The sequence below is a fragment of the Klebsiella huaxiensis genome (assembly GCF_003261575.2).
GTDB classification, from domain to species: Bacteria; Pseudomonadota; Gammaproteobacteria; order Enterobacterales; family Enterobacteriaceae; genus Klebsiella; species Klebsiella huaxiensis.
The window spans coordinates 1,513,997-1,538,225 of sequence record NZ_CP036175.1; the positions used below are offsets into that span (position 1 = coordinate 1,513,997).

20 protein-coding genes are annotated in these 24,229 nt (G+C 53.7%); 15 read left to right on the forward strand and 5 right to left on the reverse strand.

The features are described 5' to 3' along the window. Window positions 1–493: 493 nt before the first annotated feature. From DA718_RS07315 to glnB, 4 genes are all read left to right on the forward strand, one after another. Window positions 494–1,930, forward strand: a complete 1,437-nt coding sequence (locus DA718_RS07315) for a sensor histidine kinase (protein ID WP_112215501.1) — start codon at window positions 494–496, stop codon at window positions 1,928–1,930. A 17-nt stretch (window positions 1,931–1,947) separates the two neighbouring features. Beyond that, window positions 1,948–2,652 carry a two-component system QseEF-associated lipoprotein QseG gene (qseG, locus tag DA718_RS07320; RefSeq protein ID WP_112215438.1) on the forward strand — a complete coding sequence of 235 codons (705 nt, stop codon included), beginning with the start codon at window positions 1,948–1,950 and terminating at the stop codon, window positions 2,650–2,652. Further along, window positions 2,639–3,976 carry a two-component system response regulator GlrR gene (glrR, locus tag DA718_RS07325; RefSeq protein WP_112215439.1) on the forward strand — a complete coding sequence of 446 codons (1,338 nt, stop codon included), beginning with the start codon at window positions 2,639–2,641 and terminating at the stop codon, window positions 3,974–3,976. The genes qseG and glrR overlap by 14 nt, the downstream gene beginning before the upstream one ends. Before the next feature lie 213 nt (window positions 3,977–4,189). Continuing rightward, entirely contained in the window at window positions 4,190–4,528 is a 339-nt protein-coding gene (gene glnB / locus DA718_RS07330; RefSeq protein ID WP_041146740.1) for a nitrogen regulatory protein P-II, read from the forward strand. A gap of 59 nt (window positions 4,529–4,587) precedes the next feature. On the opposite strand, the gene hmpA is transcribed toward glnB, so the two are convergent. After that, window positions 4,588–5,778, reverse strand: a complete 1,191-nt coding sequence (hmpA, locus tag DA718_RS07335) for an NO-inducible flavohemoprotein (protein ID WP_112215440.1) — start codon at window positions 5,776–5,778, stop codon at window positions 4,588–4,590. 326 nt (window positions 5,779–6,104) lie between these two features. On the opposite strand from hmpA, the gene glyA reads away from it, so the two are divergent. Continuing rightward, window positions 6,105–7,358 carry a serine hydroxymethyltransferase gene (glyA, locus tag DA718_RS07345; protein ID WP_112215441.1) on the forward strand — a complete coding sequence of 418 codons (1,254 nt, stop codon included), beginning with the start codon at window positions 6,105–6,107 and terminating at the stop codon, window positions 7,356–7,358. A gap of 60 nt (window positions 7,359–7,418) precedes the next feature. Here the strand turns inward: glyA and DA718_RS07350 are convergent, their stop codons facing one another. After that, window positions 7,419–7,841 carry a DoxX family protein gene (locus DA718_RS07350; RefSeq protein ID WP_112215502.1) on the reverse strand — a complete coding sequence of 141 codons (423 nt, stop codon included), beginning with the start codon at window positions 7,839–7,841 and terminating at the stop codon, window positions 7,419–7,421. Between the two features lie 74 nt (window positions 7,842–7,915). Further along, window positions 7,916–9,109 carry an ROK family transcriptional regulator gene (locus tag DA718_RS07355; protein ID WP_112215442.1) on the reverse strand — a complete coding sequence of 398 codons (1,194 nt, stop codon included), beginning with the start codon at window positions 9,107–9,109 and terminating at the stop codon, window positions 7,916–7,918. A gap of 115 nt (window positions 9,110–9,224) precedes the next feature. Between DA718_RS07355 and DA718_RS07360 the strand changes: the two genes are divergently transcribed. The 7 genes from DA718_RS07360 to DA718_RS07390 all read left to right on the forward strand — a co-directional run bounded on the left by DA718_RS07360 (window position 9,225) and on the right by DA718_RS07390 (window position 19,399). Beyond that, window positions 9,225–12,506, forward strand: coding sequence for a DUF5107 domain-containing protein (locus tag DA718_RS07360; protein WP_112215443.1), 3,282 nt, complete (start codon window positions 9,225–9,227; stop codon window positions 12,504–12,506). Between the two features lie 140 nt (window positions 12,507–12,646). Then, window positions 12,647–13,630: a substrate-binding domain-containing protein gene (locus tag DA718_RS07365; RefSeq protein WP_112215444.1), complete on the forward strand. Its 984-nt coding sequence runs from the start codon at window positions 12,647–12,649 to the stop codon at window positions 13,628–13,630. Window positions 13,631–13,663: 33 nt separating this feature from the next. Continuing rightward, the gene (locus tag DA718_RS07370; RefSeq protein ID WP_112215445.1) at window positions 13,664–15,178 is read left to right on the forward strand and encodes a sugar ABC transporter ATP-binding protein; all 1,515 of its coding nucleotides are present in this window, start codon (window positions 13,664–13,666) and stop codon (window positions 15,176–15,178) included. Between the two features lie 27 nt (window positions 15,179–15,205). After that, window positions 15,206–16,204, forward strand: coding sequence for an ABC transporter permease (locus DA718_RS07375; RefSeq protein WP_112215446.1), 999 nt, complete (start codon window positions 15,206–15,208; stop codon window positions 16,202–16,204). Between the two features lie 17 nt (window positions 16,205–16,221). Beyond that, window positions 16,222–17,283, forward strand: coding sequence for a zinc-dependent alcohol dehydrogenase family protein (locus DA718_RS07380; protein WP_112215447.1), 1,062 nt, complete (start codon window positions 16,222–16,224; stop codon window positions 17,281–17,283). Between the two features lie 9 nt (window positions 17,284–17,292). After that, window positions 17,293–18,174: an aldose 1-epimerase gene (locus DA718_RS07385; protein WP_112215448.1), complete on the forward strand. Its 882-nt coding sequence runs from the start codon at window positions 17,293–17,295 to the stop codon at window positions 18,172–18,174. A 91-nt stretch (window positions 18,175–18,265) separates the two neighbouring features. After that, a complete protein-coding gene (locus tag DA718_RS07390; protein WP_112215449.1) occupies window positions 18,266–19,399 on the forward strand; it encodes a 3-phenylpropionate MFS transporter in 1,134 nt (377 codons plus the stop codon). Here DA718_RS07390 and csiE read toward each other — a convergent pair. Continuing rightward, window positions 19,396–20,673 (reverse strand): stationary phase inducible protein CsiE, encoded by a 1,278-nt coding sequence (gene csiE, locus DA718_RS07395; RefSeq protein ID WP_112215450.1) that lies wholly within the window; start codon window positions 20,671–20,673, stop codon window positions 19,396–19,398. The two genes, DA718_RS07390 and csiE, sit on opposite strands and share 4 nt — an antisense overlap. A gap of 124 nt (window positions 20,674–20,797) precedes the next feature. Here csiE and DA718_RS07400 point away from each other — a divergent pair, with 124 nt between their 5' ends. The 3 genes from DA718_RS07400 to DA718_RS07410 all read left to right on the forward strand — a co-directional run bounded on the left by DA718_RS07400 (window position 20,798) and on the right by DA718_RS07410 (window position 23,340). Then, window positions 20,798–21,436, forward strand: a complete 639-nt coding sequence (locus tag DA718_RS07400) for a DUF1007 family protein (protein WP_112215451.1) — start codon at window positions 20,798–20,800, stop codon at window positions 21,434–21,436. Then, entirely contained in the window at window positions 21,427–22,407 is a 981-nt protein-coding gene (locus DA718_RS07405) for a nickel/cobalt transporter (RefSeq protein WP_112215452.1), read from the forward strand. Before DA718_RS07400 ends, DA718_RS07405 begins: the two co-directional genes overlap by 10 nt. A 105-nt stretch (window positions 22,408–22,512) precedes the next feature. Then, complete coding sequence (locus DA718_RS07410; protein ID WP_112215453.1) at window positions 22,513–23,340, forward strand: hypothetical protein; 828 nt, start codon at window positions 22,513–22,515, stop codon at window positions 23,338–23,340. Between the two features lie 47 nt (window positions 23,341–23,387). On the opposite strand, the gene suhB is transcribed toward DA718_RS07410, so the two are convergent. Next, the gene (suhB, locus tag DA718_RS07415; protein ID WP_110272088.1) at window positions 23,388–24,191 is read right to left on the reverse strand and encodes an inositol-1-monophosphatase; all 804 of its coding nucleotides are present in this window, start codon (window positions 24,189–24,191) and stop codon (window positions 23,388–23,390) included. Window positions 24,192–24,229: the final 38 nt, after the last annotated feature.

The window sequence follows — 24,229 nt, forward strand, 5'->3', positions numbered from 1 at the left end:
AAAAGGTGTCGGGGATCGCCGACAAACGTGCAATAGCGGTGTCGTTAAAAGGTGACACTTAACTCATTGATTTAAAATGGTGTTAATAAATCACTTATTCGGTGTTGCTAATTAGCGACACTTTGCAAAGATAATGACCATTATCATTACTGTGATAAAATGGTAAAAAGACATTATATTTCATTGTGTTAATAAAATATTTTGCGATTTGGCATAGTTCGTGCATAATTATAACCAGTGGCTCATTCACCTTCTTATGTCAGCCCCCTCGGGAAGCGCTACATAAACCTCGAATGACGCACAAACAGGTGCCTGCCGTCCAACTCCTGATAACAGCTCTGCTTTATCAGTCATCGGGCGAAACGTCGAGTAAGGCACCGCCTCATTGCTTAATAAAGCCAGGCTCTTGTAGCCTGGCTTTATTATTTCTGGCGTAGATGTTTATTGCGTCCTCAGTTAGCATCGTAGTGAGCTAATGATTGAGACGATATCCTTGAAGCGACTCTCCCTGTTCCCCCGTTCACTGCGCCAACTGGTCACGCTCTCCTTTGTGCTGATCCTGCTCCCGCTATTGGTTCTGGCCTGGCAGGCGTGGCAAAGCCTTAACGCGCTGAGCGCGCAGGCGGCGCATATCAATCGCACCACTCTTATCGACGCCCGGCGCAGCGAGGCGATGATCAATGCTGCGCTGGAGATGGAGCGCAGCTACCGGCAGTATTGCGTGCTGGATGATCCAACCCTGGCGCGGGTCTATCAAAATCAGCGTAAGCGCTACAGTGAAATGCTTGATGCTCACGCGGGTGTCCTGCCGGATGAAAAAATCTGGCAGGCGCTACGTCAGGATCTCGACGATCTGGCGGAACTCCAGTGCAAAAATAGCGGTCCGACGGCGAAATCTGCCGCCAGCCTGGAAGCTTTTGCCGCTGCCAATAGCGATATGGTCCAGGCGACCCGAACGGTGGTCTACTCTCGCGGGCAGCAGCTACAACAGGAGATTGCCGAACGCGGCCAGTTCTTCGGCTGGCAGGCGCTGGTTCTGTTTCTGCTCAGCCTGGCGCTGGTACTGCTTTTCACCCGCATGATTATCGGCCCGGTGAAAGGTATTCAGAGAATGATTAATCGGCTGGGTGAAGGAAAATCGCTGGATGATACCGCGATGTTTACCGGCCCGCGAGAGCTGCGATCCGTCGGCAAACGCATTATCTGGCTGAGCGAACGTCTCGCCTGGCTGGAATCCCAGCGTCATCAGTTTTTGCGCCATCTTTCCCATGAGCTGAAAACGCCGCTGGCCAGCATGCGTGAAGGGACGGAACTGCTCGCTGACCGCGTGGCCGGGCCGCTAACGCCCGAACAGCAGGAGATCGTGGAGATTCTTGATAGTAGCAGCCGCAATCTACAAAAGCTGATTGAACAACTGCTGGATTACAACCGGCAGCAGGCCGATGGCCCGGTTGCACGCGAGACGGTCAATCTCGCTGAGCTGGTGAACAATGTGGTTTCCGCCCATAGCCTGCCGGCAAGAGCTAAAATGATGCAAACCGACTTGACGCTCACCCAGCGCTTTTGCCTGGCGGAGCCCGAACTTCTGGTGAGCGTTCTGGACAATCTCTACTCCAATGCGGTGCACTATGGTGCTGAATCCGGTAACATTCAAATTCATAGCTATCGGCACGGCGAGCAGGTGTGCATTGACGTTATCAATAATGGCGAGCCGATCCCGCCTGCGGAAAAACAGATGATTTTCGAGCCTTTTTATCAGGGAAGCCACCAGCGTAAAGGGGCGGTAAAAGGCAGCGGTCTGGGGCTAAGCATCGCTCGTGACTGTGTACGGCAAATGCAGGGCGAGCTGAGCCTGGTTGATGATAAATCTGGGCTTATCTGTTTTCGTATCACGCTGCCCGCCGCTGAGCCTGGAAAAAACAACGCATAAATTAATATTGGGTGAATATGTCCCACTTCTTCGCATTTGTCCGTCCTCTTAGGGGATGGCTGCTGTCAGGTATTTCTTGCCTGGCGCTGGCGGGATGTTCCGCCTCCACATCACCACAGGCCGCGGATGGTAAAACGCTCTCCGCGCTGCCGCAGCATCAGGTCGCCGATTTTCTCTCGGTAGAGTGCGCCGACATCTGGGATCTGCAAAACGAGACCAGCGATAAAAACCCGCTCTACTGGTTGCGGGGGATCGATTGTGCAGATCGTCTGGCCCCGGCGCAGGCGCGTGCGGAAGCTAAGCTGCATAATGATGACAGCTGGCAGGATGCTTTTAAGCGCGGCATTTTGCTGGCGGATGCCAAAATTACGCCAGATGAACGCCGGGCGCTGGTGAATAGTCTGGATACTTTCAGCCCGCAAATCGCCGTGCAGGTACGCCCGCTTTATCAGCTCTGGCGCGAAGGCCAGGGCCGACAGCTTCAATTGGTTGATGAGCGTTCCCGCTACGCCAAATTGCAGCAATCCAGCGATGCCGAGCTTGAGGCGCTGCACCAGCAGGCGCTGGAGTTACGCAGCCAGCTTGAGCTCACCACTCGTAAGCTGGAAAACCTCACCGATATTGAGCGCCAGCTCTCCAGCCGTAAGCCTGGAGGCAATTTCAGTTCTGATGCCGGGCACGGCAGCGAGAAAGTCCCGGAGGTGATTCATGACGATCCGTAAACCCGCCCATCTGCTGCTCGTAGACGACGATCCGGGCTTGTTGAAGCTGCTGGGTATGCGTCTTATCAGCGAAGGGTATCGTGTGGTCACTGCCGAAAGCGGCCCGGAGGCGCTGCGCATTCTGGGGCGTGACAAAGTCGATCTGGTGGTCAGCGATCTGCGGATGGATGAGATGGACGGTTTACAGCTGTTCAGCGAAATCCAGAAGGTACAGCCGGGAATGCCGGTGATTATCCTGACCGCGCATGGCTCCATTCCGGATGCTGTTGCCGCGACGCAGCAGGGCGTATTTAGCTTTTTGACCAAACCGGTGGATAAAGACGCCCTGTATAAGGCCATCGATGACGCGCTGGAGCAAAGCGCGCCGACAACCGATGAGCGCTGGCGCCAGGCGATTGTTACCCGCAGCCCGCTGATGGAGCGGCTGCTGGAGCAGGCCGGAATGGTGGCGCAGTCGGACGTGAGCGTACTGATCAATGGGCAAAGCGGTACCGGGAAGGAGATTGTTGCTCAGGCAATCCATAACGCCAGCCCGCGCCGTGACAAACCCTTTATCGCCATTAACTGCGGCGCGTTACCCGAACAGCTGCTGGAATCGGAACTATTTGGTCACGCGCGCGGTGCCTTTACCGGTGCTGTTAGCAATCGCGAAGGTTTATTTCAGGCTGCCGAAGGCGGCACGCTGTTTCTTGATGAGATAGGCGATATGCCGGTGGCGCTACAGGTGAAACTGTTGCGCGTCCTGCAGGAGCGCAAAGTACGCCCGCTGGGCAGCAATCGCGATATTGATATTGATGTGCGGATTATCTCCGCTACCCACCGCGATCTGCCGAAAGCGATGGCCCGCGGTGAGTTTCGTGAAGATCTGTTTTATCGCCTGAACGTGGTGAATCTGAAAATTCCCCCGCTGGCCGATCGCACTGAAGATATCCCGCTGCTGGCTAATCATCTGCTGCGCCAGTCTGCCGATCGCCATAAACCGTTTGTTCGCGCTTTCTCCACGGATGCAATGAAGCGGCTGATGGCCGCCAAATGGCCAGGGAACGTACGCCAACTGGTGAACGTGATTGAGCAGTGCGTGGCGCTGACTTCCTCGCCGGTGATCAGCGATGCGCTGGTGGAGCAGGCGCTGGAGGGGGAAAATACCGCTCTGCCGACGTTTGTCGAGGCGCGTAATCAGTTTGAGCTGAACTACCTCCGCAAGCTGCTGCAAATCACCAAAGGCAACGTCACGCATGCGGCTCGGATGGCGGGGCGCAACCGTACCGAGTTTTATAAGCTGCTGTCGCGCCACGAGCTTGAAGCCAACGACTTTAAAGAGTAGCTCCGCAAGATGACGCAAGTTATGATACGGTTAGCAACCGGTTACGCGATTAAGAGCCTATCCCAGTAGGCGTTATTGTCGCAGGCAGTTTGAACACGGACAGCGCGGAAAAACCGGAGCGTACACGTAGTACGTGAGGATTTTGAGCACTGCCCAGGTTCAAAATGGCAAGTAAAATAGCCTTAATGGGATAGGCTCTAAGACAGGAAAACCATGAAAAAGATTGATGCGATTATTAAACCATTCAAACTGGATGACGTGCGTGAAGCGCTGGCCGAAGTCGGCATCACCGGGATGACGGTAACGGAAGTGAAAGGCTTTGGCCGTCAGAAGGGGCACACCGAGCTGTATCGCGGCGCGGAGTACATGGTGGATTTTCTGCCGAAAGTGAAAATCGAAATTGTTGTTACCGATGACATCGTCGATACCTGCGTCGATACCATTATCCGCACGGCCCAGACGGGCAAAATTGGCGATGGCAAAATCTTTGTCTTTGACGTTGCGCGCGTGATTCGTATTCGTACCGGTGAAGAAGACGACGAAGCGATTTAATCGGATAAACTAGATGGCGGCCCGGTCACTTCCCGGGTCGCCTGTATCCGTCGCTCTGGTTACAGCACCTTATGCGGGCCGAAGCACTCGTAATGAATGTTCTCGCTGTTTACGCCCAGCTCAACCAACTGCTTCGCGGCAAACTGCATAAACGCCACCGGGCCGCACAGATAAAACTGCATCTGCGGGTCGCTGAGCTTGTCGGCCAGTACCGATAAATCCATCAATCCTTCGCTATTAAATACGCCAGCCTGGCGGTCCGCTTCGCCCGGACTGCGGTACCAGATGTGAGATGCAAACTTCGGTAGGGTTTTGCCCAGCGCGCTAACTTCGTCAGCGAAGGCGTGAACGTCGCCGTTTTCTGCCGCATGGAACCAGTTAACCTGCGCCGGATGCTGCGCTTTCGCCAGGACATCCAGCATCGCCAGCATCGGCGTTTGGCCTACGCCACCGGAGATCAGCGTGACCGGTGTTTGCACAGCGACGTTGAGGAAGAAATCACCTGCTGGTGCCGCCAGATAAATCACATCCCCTTCTTTGGCGCAATCATGCAGCCAGCTTGAAACCTGTCCGCCGTTTTCACGCTTAACCGCGATACGATAGCCTTTGCCATCGGGCTTACGAGTTAGAGAGTACTGGCGAATTTCCTGATGCGGAAAACCTTCCGGCTTCAGCCAGACCGCCAGATATTGGCCTGGATGATATTCAGCTACGGCACTGCCATCGACGGGTTCAAATTCAAAGCTGGTGATGAGTGCGCTGCGCGGAGTTTTCTTCACGATGCGGAACGCGCGAGTGCCTTCCCAGCCGCCGGTTTTGCTGGCGCTTTCGCTGTAGATTTGTGCTTCACGGTTAATAAAGACGTTAGCCAGAACACCGTAGGCCTTGCCCCAGGCATCCAGCACTTCCTGGCCCGGGCTGAACATCTCGTCAAGGGTGGCCAGCAGGTGAGTACCGACAATATTGTACTGCTCTGGTTGGATCTGGAAGCTGGTGTGCTTCTGGGCGATTTTCTCGACCGCTGGCAGCAGGGCGGGCAGGTTCTCAAGATTACTGGCATAGGCGGCAATCGCGTTAAACAGCGCTTCACGCTGATCGCCATTGCGCTGGTTACTCATGTTGAAAATTTCTTTGAGTTCAGGGTTATGCGTAAACATGCGATCGTAAAAATGGGCGGTCAGCTTTGGACCGGTTTCAACCAGCAGGGGAATGGTGGCTTTCACCGTTGCGATGGTTTGAGCGTCGAGCATAGCAGCTTCCTTATATGAGTCATCTTAATGATGTATTTTATATGCATCTTATAAAAATACCCCTGCTTTGTAAATGGTTCTTTAACACTTTGCCGTAAGGTGGTTACAACATGAATTATTTGCATCACAAACCTGAAAAGAAATCCGTTGATAATCTCAGGAGCGTTATTGCTCAAAGCCTTGTGTAATGCGGAGCCAATCGTTTGCGTAAAATCATTTGTCAAGACCTGTTATCACAGAATGATTCAGTTATACTGTGGGCCGTTGTCCGATTGGACCGCCTTTTTAGGCAGAAATTTTATCGTTAGCTGAGTCAGGAGATGCGGATGTTAAAGCGTGAAATGAACATTGCCGATTATGATGCCGAACTGTGGCAGGCTATGGAGCAGGAAAAAGTACGTCAGGAAGAGCACATCGAACTGATCGCCTCCGAGAACTACACCAGCCCGCGCGTTATGCAGGCACAGGGTTCTCAGCTGACCAACAAATACGCTGAAGGATATCCGGGCAAGCGCTACTACGGCGGCTGCGAATACGTTGATATCGTTGAGCAACTGGCTATCGACCGCGCAAAAGAGCTGTTCGGCGCCGACTACGCTAACGTTCAGCCGCACTCCGGTTCTCAGGCTAACTTCGCGGTCTACACCGCGCTGCTGCAACCGGGCGATACCGTTCTGGGTATGAACCTGGCGCAGGGTGGTCACCTGACTCACGGCTCCCCGGTTAACTTCTCCGGTAAACTGTACAACATCATCCCTTACGGCATCGATGAGTCCGGTAAAATTGACTATGAGGACATGGCGAAGCAGGCGCAAACCCACAAACCGAAGATGATTATCGGCGGCTTCTCCGCTTACTCCGGTGTGGTTGACTGGGCAAAAATGCGTGAAATCGCAGACAGCATTGGTGCATACCTGTTCGTTGATATGGCACACGTTGCCGGTCTTATTGCTGCTGACGTTTACCCGAACCCGGTTCCGCATGCTCACGTTGTCACCACGACTACCCACAAAACCCTGGCGGGTCCGCGCGGCGGCCTGATCCTGGCGAAAGGCGGTAGCGAAGAGCTGTACAAAAAACTGAACTCAGCCGTATTCCCAAGCGCTCAGGGCGGCCCGCTGATGCACGTCATCGCGGCGAAAGCCGTGGCGCTGAAAGAAGCGATGGAACCAGAGTTCAAAGTCTACCAGCAGCAGGTGGCGAAAAACGCCAAAGCGATGGTGGAAGTGTTCCTGAACCGTGGCTACAAAGTGGTTTCCGGCGGCACTGAAAACCACCTGTTCCTGCTGGATCTGGTCGACAAAAACCTGACCGGTAAGGAAGCTGACGCGGCGCTGGGTCGTGCCAACATCACCGTCAACAAAAACAGCGTACCGAACGATCCGAAAAGTCCGTTCGTGACGTCCGGTATCCGCATCGGTTCTCCGGCGGTCACTCGTCGCGGCTTTAAAGAAGCGGAAGTGAAAGAACTGGCCGGCTGGATGTGCGACGTGCTGGACAACATCAATGACGAAGCGGTCATTGAGCGCGTGAAGGGTAAAGTGCTGGATATCTGCGCACGCTTCCCGGTTTACGCATAACGCTCTGTTATTTAAAGCGAATAAAAGGCCGCGATTGCGGCCTTTTTTGCGTCTGGCGGATTAACGCCGATCGAGCGAAATAGCACCGGGTCCGGTTATCGCCAGTAGCAGGAAGGCTCCGGCAATACTGACGTTTTTCCAGAAGTTAATCATATTTGGCAGTACCGCATCGCCGGACATATCCCAATAGTGATGGCCAATAACCGCCGTGCCCAGGGTATAAAAAATAAACAGCACCGCCAGCGGTCGGGTGAAAAAGCCCAGCACAATCAAAATGGCCGCAGGGACTTCCATTATGATGGCAATAATCGCCGCCAGCGTCGGCATCGGCGCGCCGGATGAAGCCATATATTGCACCGTACCGCTAAAGCCCAGCAGTTTTGGGTAGCCAAAAAGAATAAACAGAACCACTACCGCGATACGGGCAATCAACAGCAGCAGGGAGCGGGAAGAGCCAAAATCAAAATAGCGTAGTGTGTTCATAATCAGCTCGTTATGAGAGACGTGTGATTTAAACGTAATACACAATTTTGCGCTCCGCCACGCGCCGCTCGCGATTAACGCAGCGTTTGTAACTGCTCCTCAACGTACAGATAACCGATCCCCATCAGCTGCTGGGCGCGGGTCAGCTTGCCAAAGCCGATTTGGGTAGCGCGGGTTCGCGGGGCATCACGGTGATCAAACGGATTGAAACCGGTTTGTTTGATGATGGTATTTAGCCACTTCTCGCCAAAGCCGCAACTGCGACCGTACAATAAGATATTGTTTATATTTAATATATTGAGAAAGTTGTAGAGGCTAAGCCCGATGGCATTTGCCGAGTCTTCAACCCATGTATGCAGCCGGGAATCACCCTGCTGCCATTTTTCAATTAAAGCATCGATGGTGAGCGCTTCCGGATTATCCGCGAGGTTGGGCTGTGTTTTAAGCCACATCCTTGCCTGCTTTTTCAATGCGCTAAGGGAAGCCACGGTCTCCAGGCAGCCGTATCGCCCGCAGTCGCAGGCCACACCATCAGGATTGATAATCGTGTGGCCGATTTGTCCGCTGCCGTAAAGGCTACCGCGCCAGACCTGGTCGTTGATAACGAATGAGGAGCCAATACCGTAATCAACGTTGATCACGCAAAAATCCCGGTACTGCCCGTCGTTTTGCCATTTTTCCGCCAGCGCTAGCATCACGCAGTCGTTATCGACCATGACGCGCACATTGAGCTTTTCTTCCAGTAGATATTTCATCTCCACGGGCTGCTTCCAGGGAGCCTGCGGCATCGTTTGTGAGACTCCCGTTCCCGCATCAACCTGTCCATGAACCGCCAGCGCCAGGTTGATTTTGCGATTTGGCCAATGCTTACGGAACTGATGCCAGCATTTCTCAATGGCAGCCAACAATGCCTGGGGGGTAGGGGCATCAATGGCATGGTATTCCACATCGCCTTTCGCGCTCAGGCAGGCGTTGCCAAGCTGACACTCGATGCTGGTTGGCGTGATGTTCATGCACAATGTCCAGTCGCCGTCGGGCGCGATAAGCCAGGCACCGCTGCTATGCCCGCGCGACAGACGATCGTCCTGGACGTTAACGACACGTCCTTCTTCCTCCAGCTCCTGGAGAATATTGCTGACCGCAGGGATAGAGATTTGCGCCAGCCGCGCGAGTGTCGATTTACTAGCCCGTTTCTTGCGGTACAGATATTCCAGTAGTACGCCCTTGTTGTAATGACGAATCTGCTGATTGTTAATACAGGCTTTCATAAACTAAACCTTGTTAACTAAATTGCGTGATTATTGTGCGTAAAAGCCGTGATTCTGTCCATTAAACTGCTCTCATTATTTCACTTCAGTATGTCTTGTTAACTTTGAGGGCATTATGAGTTCAGTAAACGTTTGGCAGGAAACGGTACAGATTCCAACCTATGAAACAGGGGCGCAGGATACTCACCCCATGTTTCTGGAGAACCGGGTTTATCAAGGGTCTTCCGGGGCAGTGTATCCCTATGGTGTAACGGATACGCTGAGCGAGGATAAAACGCTAAAGGCCTGGCAGGCTGTATGGATGGAAAACGACTATATCAAGATCATGATCCTGCCCCAGTTAGGGGGGCGCGTACACCGTGCATGGGATAAGGTCAGACAGCGCGATTTCGTTTATCACAATGATGTCATCAAGCCCGCATTGGTTGGCTTGCTTGGCCCATGGATCTCCGGCGGAATTGAGTTTAACTGGCCGCAGCACCACCGTCCCACCACCTATATGCCGATAGATTTTACGATTAGCGAAAATGATGATGGCTCAAAAACCGTTTGGGTTGGCGAGACCGAGCCGATGCATGGGCTGCAGGTAATGACCGGATTTACGCTGCGCCCGGAGCGTGCGGCGCTGGAAATTGGCAGCCGGGTCTACAACAACAATGCCACGCCGCGCCATTTCTTATGGTGGGCGAATCCTGCGGTGAAAGGTGGCGACGGGCATCAAAGCGTATTCCCGCCGGATGTGACTGCGGTATTCGATCACGGCAAACGTGCAGTTTCAGGCTTCCCGATCGCCACCGGCACTTATTACAAGGTGGACTATTCGGCTGGCGTCGATATCTCATGCTATAAGAACGTCCCGGTCCCGACCTCCTACATGGCTGAAAAATCAGAGTACGATTTTGTCGGTGCCTGGTGTCACGATGAAAATGGCGGGTTGTTGCACGTCGCGGATCATCACATTGCGCCGGGGAAAAAACAGTGGAGCTGGGGGTACAGCGAATTTGGTCAGGCGTGGGATAAAAATCTGACCGATGAGAACGGGCCATATATCGAACTGATGACCGGTATTTTTGCCGACAACCAGCCTGACTTTACCTGGCTCGATCCGTTTGAAGAAAAACGCTTCGAGCAATATTTCCTGCCTTATCATTCACTGGGTATGGTGCAGAACGCTTCGCGTGATGCGGTGATTAAGCTGCAACGAGAAGATGGCGGCATTGCATGGGGCGTCTATGCTATTTCTCCTCTTAGCGCACATCGCCTTACCCTTCGTGAAGAGGGCAATCCGCAGCCGCTGCTGGATGAAATGATTGAGCTGACGCCATGTACCGCCGTTCAGGGCGCGCTAGTCGGTATCGAGCCTGCTCGCCTGACGGTGGAATTGCTTGATAGTCATGGCAAGTGCGTATTGCGTTATCAGGAACATCAACCGCAGGAGTTACCGTTACCGGAAGTGGCGATAACGCCGTTAAGCGCGGGAGAGATAAACAGCGTCGATGAGGCGTGGTTTATTGGTCAGCACCTGGAGCAGTATCACCACGCCAGCCGTTCACCTTTCGACTATTACCTTCGCGGCATTGAACTGGATCCACAGGATTATCGCTGCAACCTGGCGCTGGCGATGCTGGAATATAATCGCGCAGACTACCCACGAACAATCGATTATGCGACTCGGGCGCTGGCGCGCGCCCATCAATTGAATAAAAACCCTCAGTGTGGGCAGGCTAGCATGATCCGCGCCAGTGCCGGAGAGCGTCTACAGCAGTGGCACGATGCGCAAGAGGATTTTTGGCGCGCGGTGTGGAGCGGCAACAGCAAAGCGGGTGGATATTATGGGCTTGCCAGGCTGGCTACGCGAAACGAGCGTTATGACGATGCGTTGAGTTTTTGTCGGCAAAGCCTGCTGGCGTGCCCGACCAACCAGGACGTGCTGTCTCTGGAAACCTTGTTACTGCATCTCACGGGCCGTCGCCGCGAGGCGCAGCAGCACGTCGAGAAACTGCTGCGTGATTATCCGCTAAATCCGACCCTGTGGTGGCTAAACGCAGTGATATCAGGGGCCGAAACGGATATGGCGCGATGGTCAGCCGTATGCCAGTCGCGGGACATTAACGCCCTGCAAACCGCCGGATTATTGCTGAGCTGGGGAATGGTCGATCGGGCAAAGGTCGTGCTGGCCAGGCTTAACTGTCAGAAAACGCTGCCTCTCTATTTACAAGCCAGCCTGAGCGAGGGGGATGAGCGCTCTGCGCTAATAAACCGCGCTCGCGAGGTATTTCCTGACTTCGTGCGTTTCCCCAATTTGCTGGTGGAAGTGGCGGCGCTGGAGAATATAACCGAGTGCTATTTTGCTCAGCACCTGCTCGCCTGCTTCCACTATAGTCGCCGTAACTATGAGAAAGCGACTCGTCTATGGCATCGCTGCGTTGAAATGGCTCCTGATTTTGCCGATGCATGGCGAGGGCTGGCAATTCATGCATGGAATAAGCAAGGTAATGCTGAACTAGCGGCAACGTATCTGGATAAAGCCTGCGCTCAGCAACCGGAAGATGCTCGTTTGCTCTTTGAACGCGATCTGCTGGATAAGTTGACCGCGACGGAGCCGGAAAAACGTCTTTCCCGGCTGGAAGCCCATCTCGCAACGGCTTTGAAACGTGATGATTTAACTGCGGAGCTACTGCATCTCTGGCATCTCGCCGGGAAAACTGAGCAGGCGGCCTGCGTGCTCTCCTCGCGTAAATTTCACCCCTGGGAAGGCGGTGAAGGAAAAGTGACCAGCCAGTTTGTTATCAACCAACTATTGCGTGCCTGGCAGCATATTCACCAGCAGCAACCGCAGCAGGCAGAAGCGCTGCTGTTATCGGCACTGCACTATCCGGATAACCTTAGCGAAGGGCGACTACCGGGACAGACCGATAACGATATCTGGTTTTGGCTGGGGGTTTGTGCCAGACAGCAGGGTAGGGAAGACCGCGCTGTCGAATGCTTCCACAAGGCGGTGTTTGGCGATCGGGCGATCAATATTCATAGCTATTACAACGATCAGCCTGTGGACTATCTCTTCTGGCAAGGCGTAGCGCTGCGGATGCTTGGCGATAGTCTGGCCAGCGAGCAGCTTTTCACTGAAATGTTGCAGTGGGCTCAGCATATGGAAACGGCGCAAATCGAGGCCGATTTCTTCGCGGTATCCCAGCCGGACCTGCTGGCGTTATATGCCGATATCCAAAAACAACATCAGGAGAAATGTTTGTTTGTGCGCACTCTGGCAACGGCAGGATTAGGGGGGGGATTGCAATACGAACAGGCGCTTTCCGAACTAGAAATGCTGAATCCAGCTTGGGCAAAAGCAGCGTTGTTCCGACAGACAATGCCATTTGTGCTGCACCTCATTAACTAAAGAGTGTTTACTGTAATCTTTGAGCGGCCTGACCCGCCGCTTTCCTCGAGATGTTTAGAATATGTGAAATCGTTCTGCGTTATGCCCATTTATCGCAGAAGCCAAACAACAATAAATGCCTGACCCTACAGGAGGCACGTATGTCTAAAAATAAGGCAGTCTCATTTTTTTCATGTTTACTGTTAACGCTGTTGAGTATTTCATCACCCAGCTATAGCGCAGAAAAAGATATCACCGTTGGGGCTATCTACCTTGATACGCAGGGCTATTATGCTGGCGTCCGGCAGGGTGTGCAGGATTCCGCAAAAAGCGCTGAAGCGAAAATCCAGCTGATTGAAACCAATGCCCAGGGCGATATCTCTAAAGAGAGTTCGTTTATCGATACGCTGGTTGCGCGTAGCGTAGACGCCATTATTCTTTCCGCTGTCTCAGAAAATGGCAGTAGCCGTGCAGTTCGCCGAGCTAATGAGGCCGGTATTCCGGTGATTTGCTACAACACCTGCATCAATGAGAAAGGCGTAGATAAATATGTCTCTGCCTATCTGGTCGGCGATCCGCTAGAGTTCGGCAAAAAACTCGGTGATGCCGCAGCCGATTATTTCATTGCCAATAAAATCAGTGCGCCGAAAATTGCGGTCATCAACTGTGAAGCATTTGAAGTATGTGTACAGCGGCGAAAAGGCTTTGAAGCCGCGCTGAAGGCACGCGTTCCGGATATGCAGATCGTCGCGAATCAGGAAGGCACCGTTCTTGATAAAGCCATCTCAGTTGGCGAGAAATTGATTATCTCCACGTCTGACCTCGACGCCATTATGGGTGAGTCTGGCGGTGCGACGCTGGGGGCCGTCAAAGCGGTTCGTAATCAGGGTAAAGTGGGTAAGATCGCCGTGTTTGGCTCTGATATGACGACGGAGATTGCTCAGGAGCTGCAAAGCTATCAGGTGCTGAAAGCCGTCGTGGATATTTCCGGCAAGAAAATGGGCAATGCCGTTTTTGCGCAAACCATGAATGTCATTAACAAAACCCCGCCAGCCAATAAAATCATTCCAGTAGATATCGATACCTACGCTAAATCTGAAGACGGTAAGCAGTGGCTGGCTACACATGTTGACGGTCTGCCTTGATCACCCCTGTCTGCTAACTGAGGTAGAGATGTCATGACGGTAATAGAAAAAACGTCGACGCCGGTTGCGAAGATCGTTGGAGGCAATAAGCGTTACCCCGGCGTTGTGGCGCTGGATAACGTTGATTTTACGCTCTCAAAAGGTGAGGTTCGGGCGCTATTGGGAAAGAATGGCGCAGGAAAATCCACTTTAATCCGCATGTTGACCGGTAGTGAAAGCCCGGATAGCGGCGAAATTTGGTTGAACGGAACCCGGCTTGAAGGTAACGATGCAACGCTGACGCGGCGCGCAGCAGAGTTAGGGGTCAGAGCCGTATATCAGGAGCTGAGCTTGGTTGAGGGGCTGACCGTGGCGGAGAATCTCTGCCTTGGCCAGTGGCCGCGCAGTAATGGCATGATTGACCAGGGCATCATGGCCCGCCAGGCCAGGGAAGCGTTGGCGGCGCTCGGTGTTGACGTCCCAGCGGATGCGCTGGTCGACACGCTTAGCCCGGCGCAAAAGCAGCTTGTTGAAATTGCTCGCGTGATGAAAGGTCAGCCGCAGGTCGTCATTCTTGATGAGCCGACCAGTTCACTGGCGAATGCGGAGGTCGAATTGGTGATCAACGCGGTGAAGCGCATGTCTGCGCTGGGCGTTGCCGTGGTTTATGTCAGTCATCGCATGGAGGAGATCCGCCGCATCGCTTCATGCGCCACGATTATGCGCGATGGTCAGGTTGCTGGCGATGTCACGTTGGAGAGTACGACAACGCAGGAAATCGTCTCGCTGATGCTGGGAAGGGAGCATGTCGATCTTCCTCTGGTTAAATCTGAAGAACCGCTGACAATCCCGGTTTTACAGGTTGCTCAGTTGTGTCATCCGCCCAAGCTTCACAATATCAATTTTACATTGCACCGCGGTGAAGTGCTGGGTATTGCCGGGCTGCTGGGCTCGGGTCGTAGTGAGTTACTCAAAGCTATCATCGGCTTAGAAACGTTTGCTGATGGAAAAATCACGCTGAATGGTGCCAACATTCCACACCCGCAATATACCGCGATGCTCAAGAGTGGCGTGGGCTATACCCCGGAAAACCGTAAGGAAGCAGGGATTGTTCCGCTACTGGGCGTGGATGAAAATACGGTGATGACCAACCGACATAAAGTGAGTCGACGTGGCGTATTGAACTGGCAGCGGATTCAGGAGTTAACCGCGGCAGTCATGAGTCGCATGACGGTCAAAGCCGCAAATACCGAGACCGCAATCGGGACGTTATCGGGCGGCAATCAGCAAAAAGTAGTGATCGGTCGCTGGGTTTACGCCGGAAGCGAAATTTTGCTACTTGATGAGCCGACGCGCGGAGTTGATATCGAAGCCAAGCAGCAGATATACCGTATCGTGCGGGAACTGGCCGCCGAAGGTAAAAGCGTCATATTCATTTCCAGTGAAATAGAAGAGCTGCCTTTAGTCTGCGATCGTATTTTGCTGCTGCAAAACGGCGAGTTTACCCGCGAGCTTTTAGCCCCTGTAAATGTCGATGAATTAATGTCGGCAATTTTATCCACGCATTAGTCATTACGTTTATTGAGGAATTAAAAGATGTCTGCCTCATCATTAACGCTGCCGCAAGGCAAAAATGCCACACCCAAGCAGTTCATCAGCCGCCATATTAATGAAATTGGTCTGCTGGTGGTGATTGCTATTTTATATCTGGTCTTTTCTTTTAACGCACCGGGCTTTATTTCTTTAAACAATCAAATGAACGTGCTGCGCGATACCGCGACGATTGGTATTGCTGCATGGGCCATGACGCTCATTATTATCTCTGGCGAGATAGATGTCAGCGTCGGTCCAATGGTGGCGTTTATCTCTGTCTGTCTGGCTTACCTGCTGCAGTTTCAGGTACCGCTTAGCATTGCCTGCCTGCTGGTGTTAATACTGGGCGCTGTGTTGGGCACGCTCGCCGGGGTTTTGCGCGGCGTATTCAGTGTTCCCAGTTTTGTCGCGACGTTAGGTTTATGGAGTGCATTGCGTGGCATGGGATTGTTCATGACCAACGCGCTGCCGGTCCCCATCGATGAAAATGAAGTACTGGACTGGCTTGGCGGGCAGCTCTTTGGCATCCCAATATCGGCATTAATTATGCTGATTCTGTTTGTTCTCTTTGTCTTTATCAGTCGTAAGACCGCTTTTGGTCGCTCTGTTTTTGCCACTGGCGGCAACGCTACTGCAGCGCAACTCTGCGGGATTAACGTCAAGCGAGTGCGTATTTTGATTTTTACACTTTCAGGCTTGCTGGCTGCGATTACCGGTATTCTCCTGGCGGCGCGGCTTGGCTCGGGTAATGCGGGTGCAGCAAACGGTCTGGAGTTTGACGTTATTGCCGCAGTGGTGGTCGGCGGAACCGCACTGTCCGGCGGGCGTGGTTCGCTATTCGGCACTTTATTAGGCGTGCTGGTTATCACTCTTATTGGCAATGGATTAGTGCTTCTGGGGATTAACTCATTCTTCCAGCAGGTCGTTCGCGGATTAATTATTGTGGTGGCTGTCCTGGCAAATATATTGCTGACCCAACGCAACAGTAAACTTAAACATTAATTTGTATAGAGGGAATTATGAAAACAATGTTGGCTGCTTATTTACCAGGAAACTCAACCGTTGAACTTCGGGAAGTTCCTGTACCCACGCCGGGGATTAACCAGGTCCTGATTAAAATGAAGTCTTCAGGAATTTGCGGTAGCGATGTCCATTATATTTATCATCAACATCGCGGCACCGCTGCAGCACCGGACAAACCATTGTATCAGGGGTTTATTAATGGCCATGAGCCTTGCGGGCAAATTGTTGAGACGGGTGCAGGGTGCCGCCACTTTAAAGCGGGTGACCGGGTGCTGGTTTACCATATTTCCGGTTGTGGTTTCTGCTCCAACTGTCGCCGTGGTTTTCCTATCTCCTGTACCGGAGAAGGCAAAGCAGCCTATGGTTGGCAGCGCGATGGTGGACACGCGGAATATTTGTTGGCGGAGGAAAAAGACCTGATTCATCTGCCGGATGCGTTGAGCTATGAAGACGGCGCGTTTATTAGCTGCGGCGTGGGGACGGCGTACGAAGGTATTCTGCGCGGTGAAGTTTCCGGAAGCGACAACGTGCTGGTTGTCGGGTTAGGGCCTGTTGGCATGATGGCTATGATGCTGGCAAAAGGTCGCGGTGCGAAACGCGTGATTGGCGTGGACATGCTACCGGATCGCCTGGCGACGGCAAAGCAACTGGGTGTGATGGACAATGGTTTCCTGGCGGCAACGGAGAACCTTCCGGCGCTGATTGCCGAGTTGACTCACGGCGGGGCGGATGTCGCGCTGGATTGTTCTGGTAATGCGGCAGGTCGTTTGTTGGCATTGCAGTCTACGGCGGACTGGGGAAGGGTGGTTTATATCGGGGAAACCGGAAAGGTTGAGTTTGAAGTTAGCGCCGATCTGATGCACCACCAGCGACGCATTATCGGTTCCTGGGTGACCAGCCTGTTCCATATGGAAAAATGTGCCCGCGACCTGACCGACTGGAAGCTGTGGCCACATAGCGCCATTACTCATCGTTTTTCTCTTGAGCAGGCGGGGGAAGCCTATGCGCTGATGGCGAGCGGTAAATGCGGCAAAGTGGTGATTAACTTTCCAGATTAAGGAGACCAGATGACGTTTTTTACTCTGGATAATGGCGAACTGAAACTTCAGATTGCGGATCAAGGTGGCGCGATTGAAGGGCTATGGTGGCAGCATCAGGGGAAAATGATCCCTGTGCTGCGCCCGGGCCTGAAGAGCGGTGTGGCGGTGGAGTCTTCATGCTTCCCGCTGGTACCGTTTGGTAATCGTGTGAGCGGTAATCGGTTTCAATCGCCAGCAGGAGAGCATCAGCTACGGCCCAACGTTGAATGGGACAGTCATTACCTTCACGGTGATGGCTGGCTGAATATCTGGCGCTGCGTTGAGCAGTCTCCCGTACAGCTTAAGTTAGAGTATGTCCACCGCCAGGGCATCTATCATTACACTGTGCAGCAGATCTTTACCTTAAGCGGAAGCGGGGTTGAGGTGGAATTGGTAGTGACTAATGATGGCGATGCGTTGCCGTTTGGTCTCGGTTGGCACCCTTATTTTCCGCTGTCGCCGGAAACTCGGGTACAGGCGCATACCACCGGCTACTGGCTTGAGAGAGAAGGCTGGCTAACCGGGGAGTATCAGGAGAGTTTGCCGCAGGCACTGGATTTCAATCAGCCCGCGCCGTTACCTGGGCATTGGGTGAATAATGGCTTCTCTGGTTGGGATGGTGTAGCGATAATCCAACAGCCAGGGCTTGGCTATCAGCTCTCTATGACGACGGAGCCTCCTGCACCCTGTTATTTTGTTTTCGTTTCCGATCCAGCATTTGATAAGGGCTATGAGTTTGATTTCTTCTGTTTTGAGCCAATGAGTCATGCGCCAGACGATCATCATCGTCCGGACTTTGGTCAGTTGACTATGCTTTCGCGTGGTGAAAGCATGCGGCAAAAAATGGTGCTGAAAATCCGTTCTGTTTAAGCCTGACCTGCCCGGAAACGGGCAGGGATAACTTCATCTTGCACCCGCTCCGCTTTATCGCCAGACTGTCGCCTCCATTCGGGAGGAAATCATGGTCTTGCACTCCACGCGCTGGCTGGCGCTTAGTTATTTCACCTATTTTTTTAGCTACGGCATCTTCCTGCCATTCTGGAGCGTATGGCTCTCCGGGCAGGGGCTGACGCCGGAAACGATCGGCATGCTGCTTGGCGCCGGGCTGGTGGCGCGTTTTCTTGGCAGCCTGCTGATTGCGCCACGGGTCAGCGATCCCTCCCGGCTGATTTCGGCGCTGCGCATTCTGGCGCTGCTGACGCTTCTCTTCGCTATCGCCTTTTGGGCCGGAAACCACGTGGCCTGGCTGATGGTGGTGATGGTCGGTTTTAACCTCTTTTTCTCACCGCTGGTGCCGCTGACCGACGCGCTGGCGAATACCTGGCAAAAACAGATAACGATGGACTACGGGCGCGTGCGCCTGTGGGGGTCGATAGCCTTTGTGATTGGCTCGGCGCTGACCGGTAAACTGGTCAGCCTTTATGACTCGCGGATGATTCTGGTGATGCTCAGCCTTGGTATCGCCTCAATGCTGCTCGGCATGCTGATTAAACCCTCGGTGCAGCCGCAGGGGGAATCCCGCCAGCAGGACGCTGCGGGAATGTCGGCATGGCTCACGCTGGTGCGGCAAAGCTGGCGTTTCCTCGCCTGCGTCTGTTTGTTACAGGGGGCGCACGCCGCCTACTATGGCTTTAGCGCTATCTACTGGCAGGAGGCGGGGTATTCGGCCTCTGCCGTGGGCTATTTATGGTCGCTGGGCGTGGTGGCGGAAGTGGTGATTTTCGCATTGAGTAAAAAGGTGTTCCGTCGCTTCAGCGCCCGTGATTTACTGCTGCTTTCCGCCGTGTGCGGGCTGATCCGCTGGACGCTCATGGGCTGGACCACGGCGCTGCCGTGGCTTATCGTCGCGCAAATCCTGCATTGCGGCACCTTTACGGTGTGCCACCTGGCGGCGATGCGCTATATCGCCGCTCGTCAGGGTAGCGAAGTGATCCGTCTGCAAGCGGTTTACTCCGCCGTGGCGATGGGCGGCAGCATTGCGGTCATGACGGTATTTTCCGGTTTCCTTTATCAGCACCTGCACCAGGGCGTGTTCTGGGTGATGGCGCTGGTGGCTTTACCGGCGCTGGTGCTACGGCCAAAAGCAGTGTCTTAGCCCTCCAGCATTTTGCAAATTTGCTGCCGCTGGTGATCGCTGAACGTCTCTTCAGCATGAAACAGCGGTGGCGAAAACAGCGGCAGCGCCGTGGTATAGGGGGTGACGATAAGCGTTATCCCCTTCGGCGCGCCCTCCTTCTGAAAAGTCCTTACGCTCAAATATTTAATATTGAGCGGTAGCAGGGTCAGCTCGCGCAGCTGTTGCTCCAGCGACTGTTCAAGACCTGGATCATCATCGGTAAGCAGGACCACCTGCTTCTCCTGCAAGTCGCCTTTTTGCATCAGCCACGCACCGAAAATTACCGCGATTAATCCGACTTCATCCTGACTAAAATGCACCTGCCAGGCAGCTTCAAAATCTTCCAGCGCAGTTTGAGTCGTGCGCATTAATCGTGGATAAAGACGGCCGATCTCCTCTGGTAGCGCGTTATCGATGCCGATAGCAAACACGCTGCGGTGTAATGCCTGAGATAGGTGGATATAGAGTTGATCGCTCAGCCCCTGCTCGTCGCTAAACGGGCGGCCCGCCAGGTTCTGGAAGCGATGAATTAATCCCGAGATCGCCAGATGCAGGCGACGGTCCTGCTGATGACCATCGCGGATCGGGTCGGGCGTTTTCAGCAGCATAAACAGCAGGGCCAGAAACAGCTGTTCCCCTGCATGCGGTGAGGTGGCAACCCGCCGCTGCCAGTGGCGGACAATCTCTTCGGCGATAGAGAACTCGGCGGCGGTTTGCGCCCAGCGCTGTTGCTCAAGGGTAAAAGAGGGCGTTTGTCCGAGATGGTGTTGTAGCAGGCAATACTGTAAATAGAGACACAGAAAATGCACATCGCGGCAATCAAACTGGCGGTTCATGGTCCGTGCGCAGCGGTTAACCAGCGCCTGAAGGTTAGTGTCGTCGTACAGCGTGCGTGCGATACCCTGCTGTTTAAGCTGCGTTTTTAATGCCGGGGTAAAATGGTGGCTAATAAAATGCGGGCATAAGCGCAGCCCGCGGCGTAAGCCTTGCAGCAGACACAGGCGTTGATCGAGCGCGGCACCTTCCATCCGATAGCTGCCGTCCGCCTGTGACGCAAGGGTCAAGCGGTGATAACGCTGAATTTCACGTCCTGTCTCCGCGATGTCCTGCCTGGCGGTATCCTCATCAACCTGAGTGAGGCTACCCAGCCATTCGGGCGTCACGCTTTGCCCTGGCAGATAAAACATCAGGAGCACCTGGCTACGGCGCTGTGGACTGGAAAGCACAGATGGTGGTTCAATCACTGTCATCATCCGGTTAGTTCCAGTTAGGGTTTTCGTTAAGAGTAGTTAATGTATTTAGGGTGAGCAGGGCAGTCCCGCGTCTTTACATCAGGATTGCTGGCGAGGTTCACAGAATTTTTCACGTGAGGAACAGATGAAGAGAGTGAAACAATGCGTCAGCGCGGCGTTTTTCATGTTTTTATCGCTATCAGCGGCGGCGCATCCGCACAGTTTCATCAGTTTGCAAACGGAGGCCGTGGCGGAAAACGGTCTGCTCACCGGATTTAAAATGCGCTGGACGATGGATGAAATCACCTCCGCTGACCTGCTTTACGATGCCGGTAATGCCAAACCCGGTAGTGAAATCTGGAAAAAGCTGGCGGCGGAAGTGATGGCGAACGTGCTGGGTCAGCACTATTTTAGCGAGCTGTGGCATAACGGTCAGCGGATCAAGTTTGATAATCGCCCGGACGGCTATGGGCTTGAGCGTAGCGGGCTTCAGGCAGTGCTTACCTTCACTCTGCCGTTGGCGAAGCCGCAGCCTCTGGCCGGGCAAACCTTCACCTTCTCGACATACGATCCCACTTATTATGTTGATATGTATTACGACAAAGATTCTGACTTCGTCCTGCCAGTTGCGATAAAGGCGACGTGCACGGCGAAAGTCATGACGCCGAAGCCCAATGAAAAAATGCTGTCCTATGCCCAGTCGCTGGATAAAGCGGATGCGCCGCCGGAAGATATGGAACTGGGGAACTACTTCGCGCAAAAGGTCACGCTGCAATGTCACTAATTTTCGCTCAAACCGGCCGTTCCTCGCGATGGCGTCAGCTGTGGCCGCTGGTGCTTTTTATCCTGCTGGCCGCAAGCGTGGGCTTTTGGCTATGGCGGGCCTGGCCTGAGGTGCTGCTGCAAAGCACCGTCTGGCAGCGGGCATTGAATCTCGAACTGAGCCGTCTGCTGCAAGCGGTGGCGGAGAACCCGTCAGCCGCGGGACTCTCGCTGCTGGGGTTTAGTTTTGCTTACGGTATTCTGCACGCGCTGGGGCCGGGGCACGGCAAGGTGGTGATTACCACCTGGCTGGCGACCCATCCCTCGAAGCTGAAATCGAGTATTGGCCTGACCCTGGCGGCTTCACTGTTGCAGGGGATGGTCGCTATCGCTCTGGTAGTGGTGGTGCTCACGTTGCTACAGCTTCCGGCAAGGCAGCTGCATCAGAGTAGCTTCTGGCTAGAGAAGGGGAGCTACCTGCTGGTCGGTGCGTTGGGATTGCTGCTGTGCTGGCGGGCGCTGAAAAAGCTGTGGGCGCTGCTGCGACGACCGAAATTTACCGCGTTTACCCCACACCATGTACATGATGCTAACTGCGGATGCGGGCATCAACATATGCCGGGGCCGGAGCAGATGCAAAGCGGCGACGACTGGCGCGCACGGCTGGTGATTGTACTGTCGATGGGGATGCGACCCTGCTCAGGGGCGATTATGGTGTTGCTGTTCAGTAAGGTCATCGGCGTATTTAGCTGGGGGATGGCGGCGGCGCTGGCGATGGCTGCGGGAACCTCGCTGACGATTAGCGCTCTGGCGCTGCTGGTCCACGGTTTTCGTCAACTGGCGGTCAGGTTGAGCGCCAGGCAGGCTCCGGCGCTGTGGAAGCAGGTTGGCTGGGCAACGCTGGCGCTCGCTGGCGGCGTGATATTACTGGCGGCGGCGGTAGTGATGTGGAGCAGCGCTGTGCCGGTGGGGCGGGGGTTAAGGCCATTTTAATCGACTTTACCGGGCTGAAATCTGAAAATATCGGCGGATGATTGTTACCCATCCGCTGATGTTTTAGTTTTCAGCTTTGTAATCGGGTCATGACAAGGAGTCATAATGACCGTTAACCATTCTGCTATTTCCACGCGTTTTCTTTGGCATTCCGCCGCGGCAGGGCTGCTGGTTGGTTTGACTATCATCTATTTTTGGCCTGAGTTAGCAAGCTGGTGGCCTGGCGATCTCCCTCGCATCTACTCAACTTTGTATGAGCTTATCGGACTGAGGCAAACGGACGTAGAAAGCCTTCCGCTAGCAGTTTACGGCAGGCTGTTGATTGCCGGTTTTGTGCTGGCTTTTTTGCACCCAGGGCACAGTAAGATGCCAATTGTCGCCTGGATGCTGCATAACCAGCCGTCGCGCAGACATTTTTTTAGCTGGATAGTACGCAGTTGGATCCTGCAATGCGGCTTCTTGATCATTATTTTCTGGCGCATTGGATTTATGCGCGACCTGCCCACCGATACGCTGCTGCGTTTTGTCTCAATTTTCAATTATATCTGCTATCTCGCCACGCTTGTGTTGGGGCTGATGCTGGTTCGCGATGCCTGGCGACTGGTGAAAACGCCTGAAATTCCGGTGAGTAATCTCCAACTGCCGCTTATTTTTGCGCTGGCATTTTATTTGCCATTTCACATTGTATTGCTGTTGCATGGCGCACGTGAAAATGACTATGTGCAGTTGGGGTGGCTACTATTTGTTCCGGTGATGGTTGGGGTTTTATTATCCAGGCTGGTGACAGGCTGGATAGCCTGCCTGATACGCCATTGGGTTGGCGAAGCGGGTTGTCAGAAATGGCGCGCGCATTTCGCTCTGTTTAACGGCGTAGCGATATTGTGTATGGCGATAAATACCGCCGTGCGGATTGTAGCTAGCTTAGTGAAATAATAAAAAAGGGAAGCACAAAGCTTCCCTTTTTACTCAATGATAAAAAATTAACGCTTCAGCGCTTCGCTCAGCTGTTCGCGCATATTCGCCAGCATGGCTTTTACGACGCGCGGGTTGCCTGCAACGATGTTGCCGGACATCAGATAGTTATGGCCGCCGGTAAAGTCGCAAACGATCGCGCCTGCTTCACGAGCGATCAGCTCGCCTGCCGCGAAATCCCACGGTTTCAGCGCGATTTCAAAGTAGCCATCAACGCGCCCTGCGGCAACGTAGGCCAGATCCAGAGCCGCGGAACCGGTACGGCGGAAGTCCGCACATTCAGTAAACATGTTGCCGAGGATATTCATGTAAGAGGTTGCGTGCTGTTTCGCTTTGAACGGGAAGCCGGTGGCGATGATGGTGCCATCCAGATCGCGAGCGCTGCTGCCGCGCAGACGGTAGCCGTTCAACTGTGCGCCCTGACCGCGGGTTGCAGTAAACAGTTCATTACGCATTGGATCGTAAACCACAGCCACTTCAGTACGGCCTTTAATGCGTACGGCGATGGATACGGAGAAGTGTGGCAGACGTTTTACGAAGTTGGTGGTGCCATCCAGTGGATCGATAACCCATTGAACATCCTTATCTTCACCCTCATGTTCACCGCTTTCTTCGGTGATGATGGTGTGCTGCGGGTAAGATTTGCGAATGGTTTCGATAATAATCGCTTCAGCGGCTTTATCGACGTTAGTCACAAAATCATTGCTGCCTTTCTGGCTGGTTTCTACGGAGTCAGGGGTTTCGTAGTGTTTGGCAATTAAATTACCCGCCTTGCGCGCTGCGCGCACGGCGATGGTCAGCATCGGATGCATCGGTCTCTCTCACTGGATGTTAAAGAACGGGAAAAAAC

Excerpts from the sequence above, each read along its gene's own strand:
- qseG (WP_112215438.1), top strand. The coding sequence starts at position 1,948 with ATGTCCCACTTCTTCGCATTTGTCCGTCCTCTTAGGGGATGGCTGCTG.
- glrR (WP_112215439.1), top strand. The coding sequence starts at position 2,639 with ATGACGATCCGTAAACCCGCCCATCTGCTGCTCGTAGACGACGATCCG.
- glnB (WP_041146740.1), top strand. The coding sequence starts at position 4,190 with ATGAAAAAGATTGATGCGATTATTAAACCATTCAAACTGGATGACGTG.
- hmpA (WP_112215440.1), bottom strand. The coding sequence starts at position 5,778 with ATGCTCGACGCTCAAACCATCGCAACGGTGAAAGCCACCATTCCCCTG.
- glyA (WP_112215441.1), top strand. The coding sequence starts at position 6,105 with ATGTTAAAGCGTGAAATGAACATTGCCGATTATGATGCCGAACTGTGG.
- DA718_RS07350 (WP_112215502.1), bottom strand. The coding sequence starts at position 7,841 with ATGAACACACTACGCTATTTTGATTTTGGCTCTTCCCGCTCCCTGCTG.
- DA718_RS07355 (WP_112215442.1), bottom strand. The coding sequence starts at position 9,109 with ATGAAAGCCTGTATTAACAATCAGCAGATTCGTCATTACAACAAGGGC.
- DA718_RS07360 (WP_112215443.1), top strand. The coding sequence starts at position 9,225 with ATGAGTTCAGTAAACGTTTGGCAGGAAACGGTACAGATTCCAACCTAT.
- DA718_RS07365 (WP_112215444.1), top strand. The coding sequence starts at position 12,647 with ATGTCTAAAAATAAGGCAGTCTCATTTTTTTCATGTTTACTGTTAACG.
- DA718_RS07370 (WP_112215445.1), top strand. The coding sequence starts at position 13,664 with ATGACGGTAATAGAAAAAACGTCGACGCCGGTTGCGAAGATCGTTGGA.
- DA718_RS07375 (WP_112215446.1), top strand. The coding sequence starts at position 15,206 with ATGTCTGCCTCATCATTAACGCTGCCGCAAGGCAAAAATGCCACACCC.
- DA718_RS07380 (WP_112215447.1), top strand. The coding sequence starts at position 16,222 with ATGAAAACAATGTTGGCTGCTTATTTACCAGGAAACTCAACCGTTGAA.
- DA718_RS07385 (WP_112215448.1), top strand. The coding sequence starts at position 17,293 with ATGACGTTTTTTACTCTGGATAATGGCGAACTGAAACTTCAGATTGCG.
- DA718_RS07390 (WP_112215449.1), top strand. The coding sequence starts at position 18,266 with ATGGTCTTGCACTCCACGCGCTGGCTGGCGCTTAGTTATTTCACCTAT.
- csiE (WP_112215450.1), bottom strand. The coding sequence starts at position 20,673 with ATGATGACAGTGATTGAACCACCATCTGTGCTTTCCAGTCCACAGCGC.
- DA718_RS07400 (WP_112215451.1), top strand. The coding sequence starts at position 20,798 with ATGAAGAGAGTGAAACAATGCGTCAGCGCGGCGTTTTTCATGTTTTTA.
- DA718_RS07405 (WP_112215452.1), top strand. The coding sequence starts at position 21,427 with ATGTCACTAATTTTCGCTCAAACCGGCCGTTCCTCGCGATGGCGTCAG.
- DA718_RS07410 (WP_112215453.1), top strand. The coding sequence starts at position 22,513 with ATGACCGTTAACCATTCTGCTATTTCCACGCGTTTTCTTTGGCATTCC.
- suhB (WP_110272088.1), bottom strand. The coding sequence starts at position 24,191 with ATGCATCCGATGCTGACCATCGCCGTGCGCGCAGCGCGCAAGGCGGGT.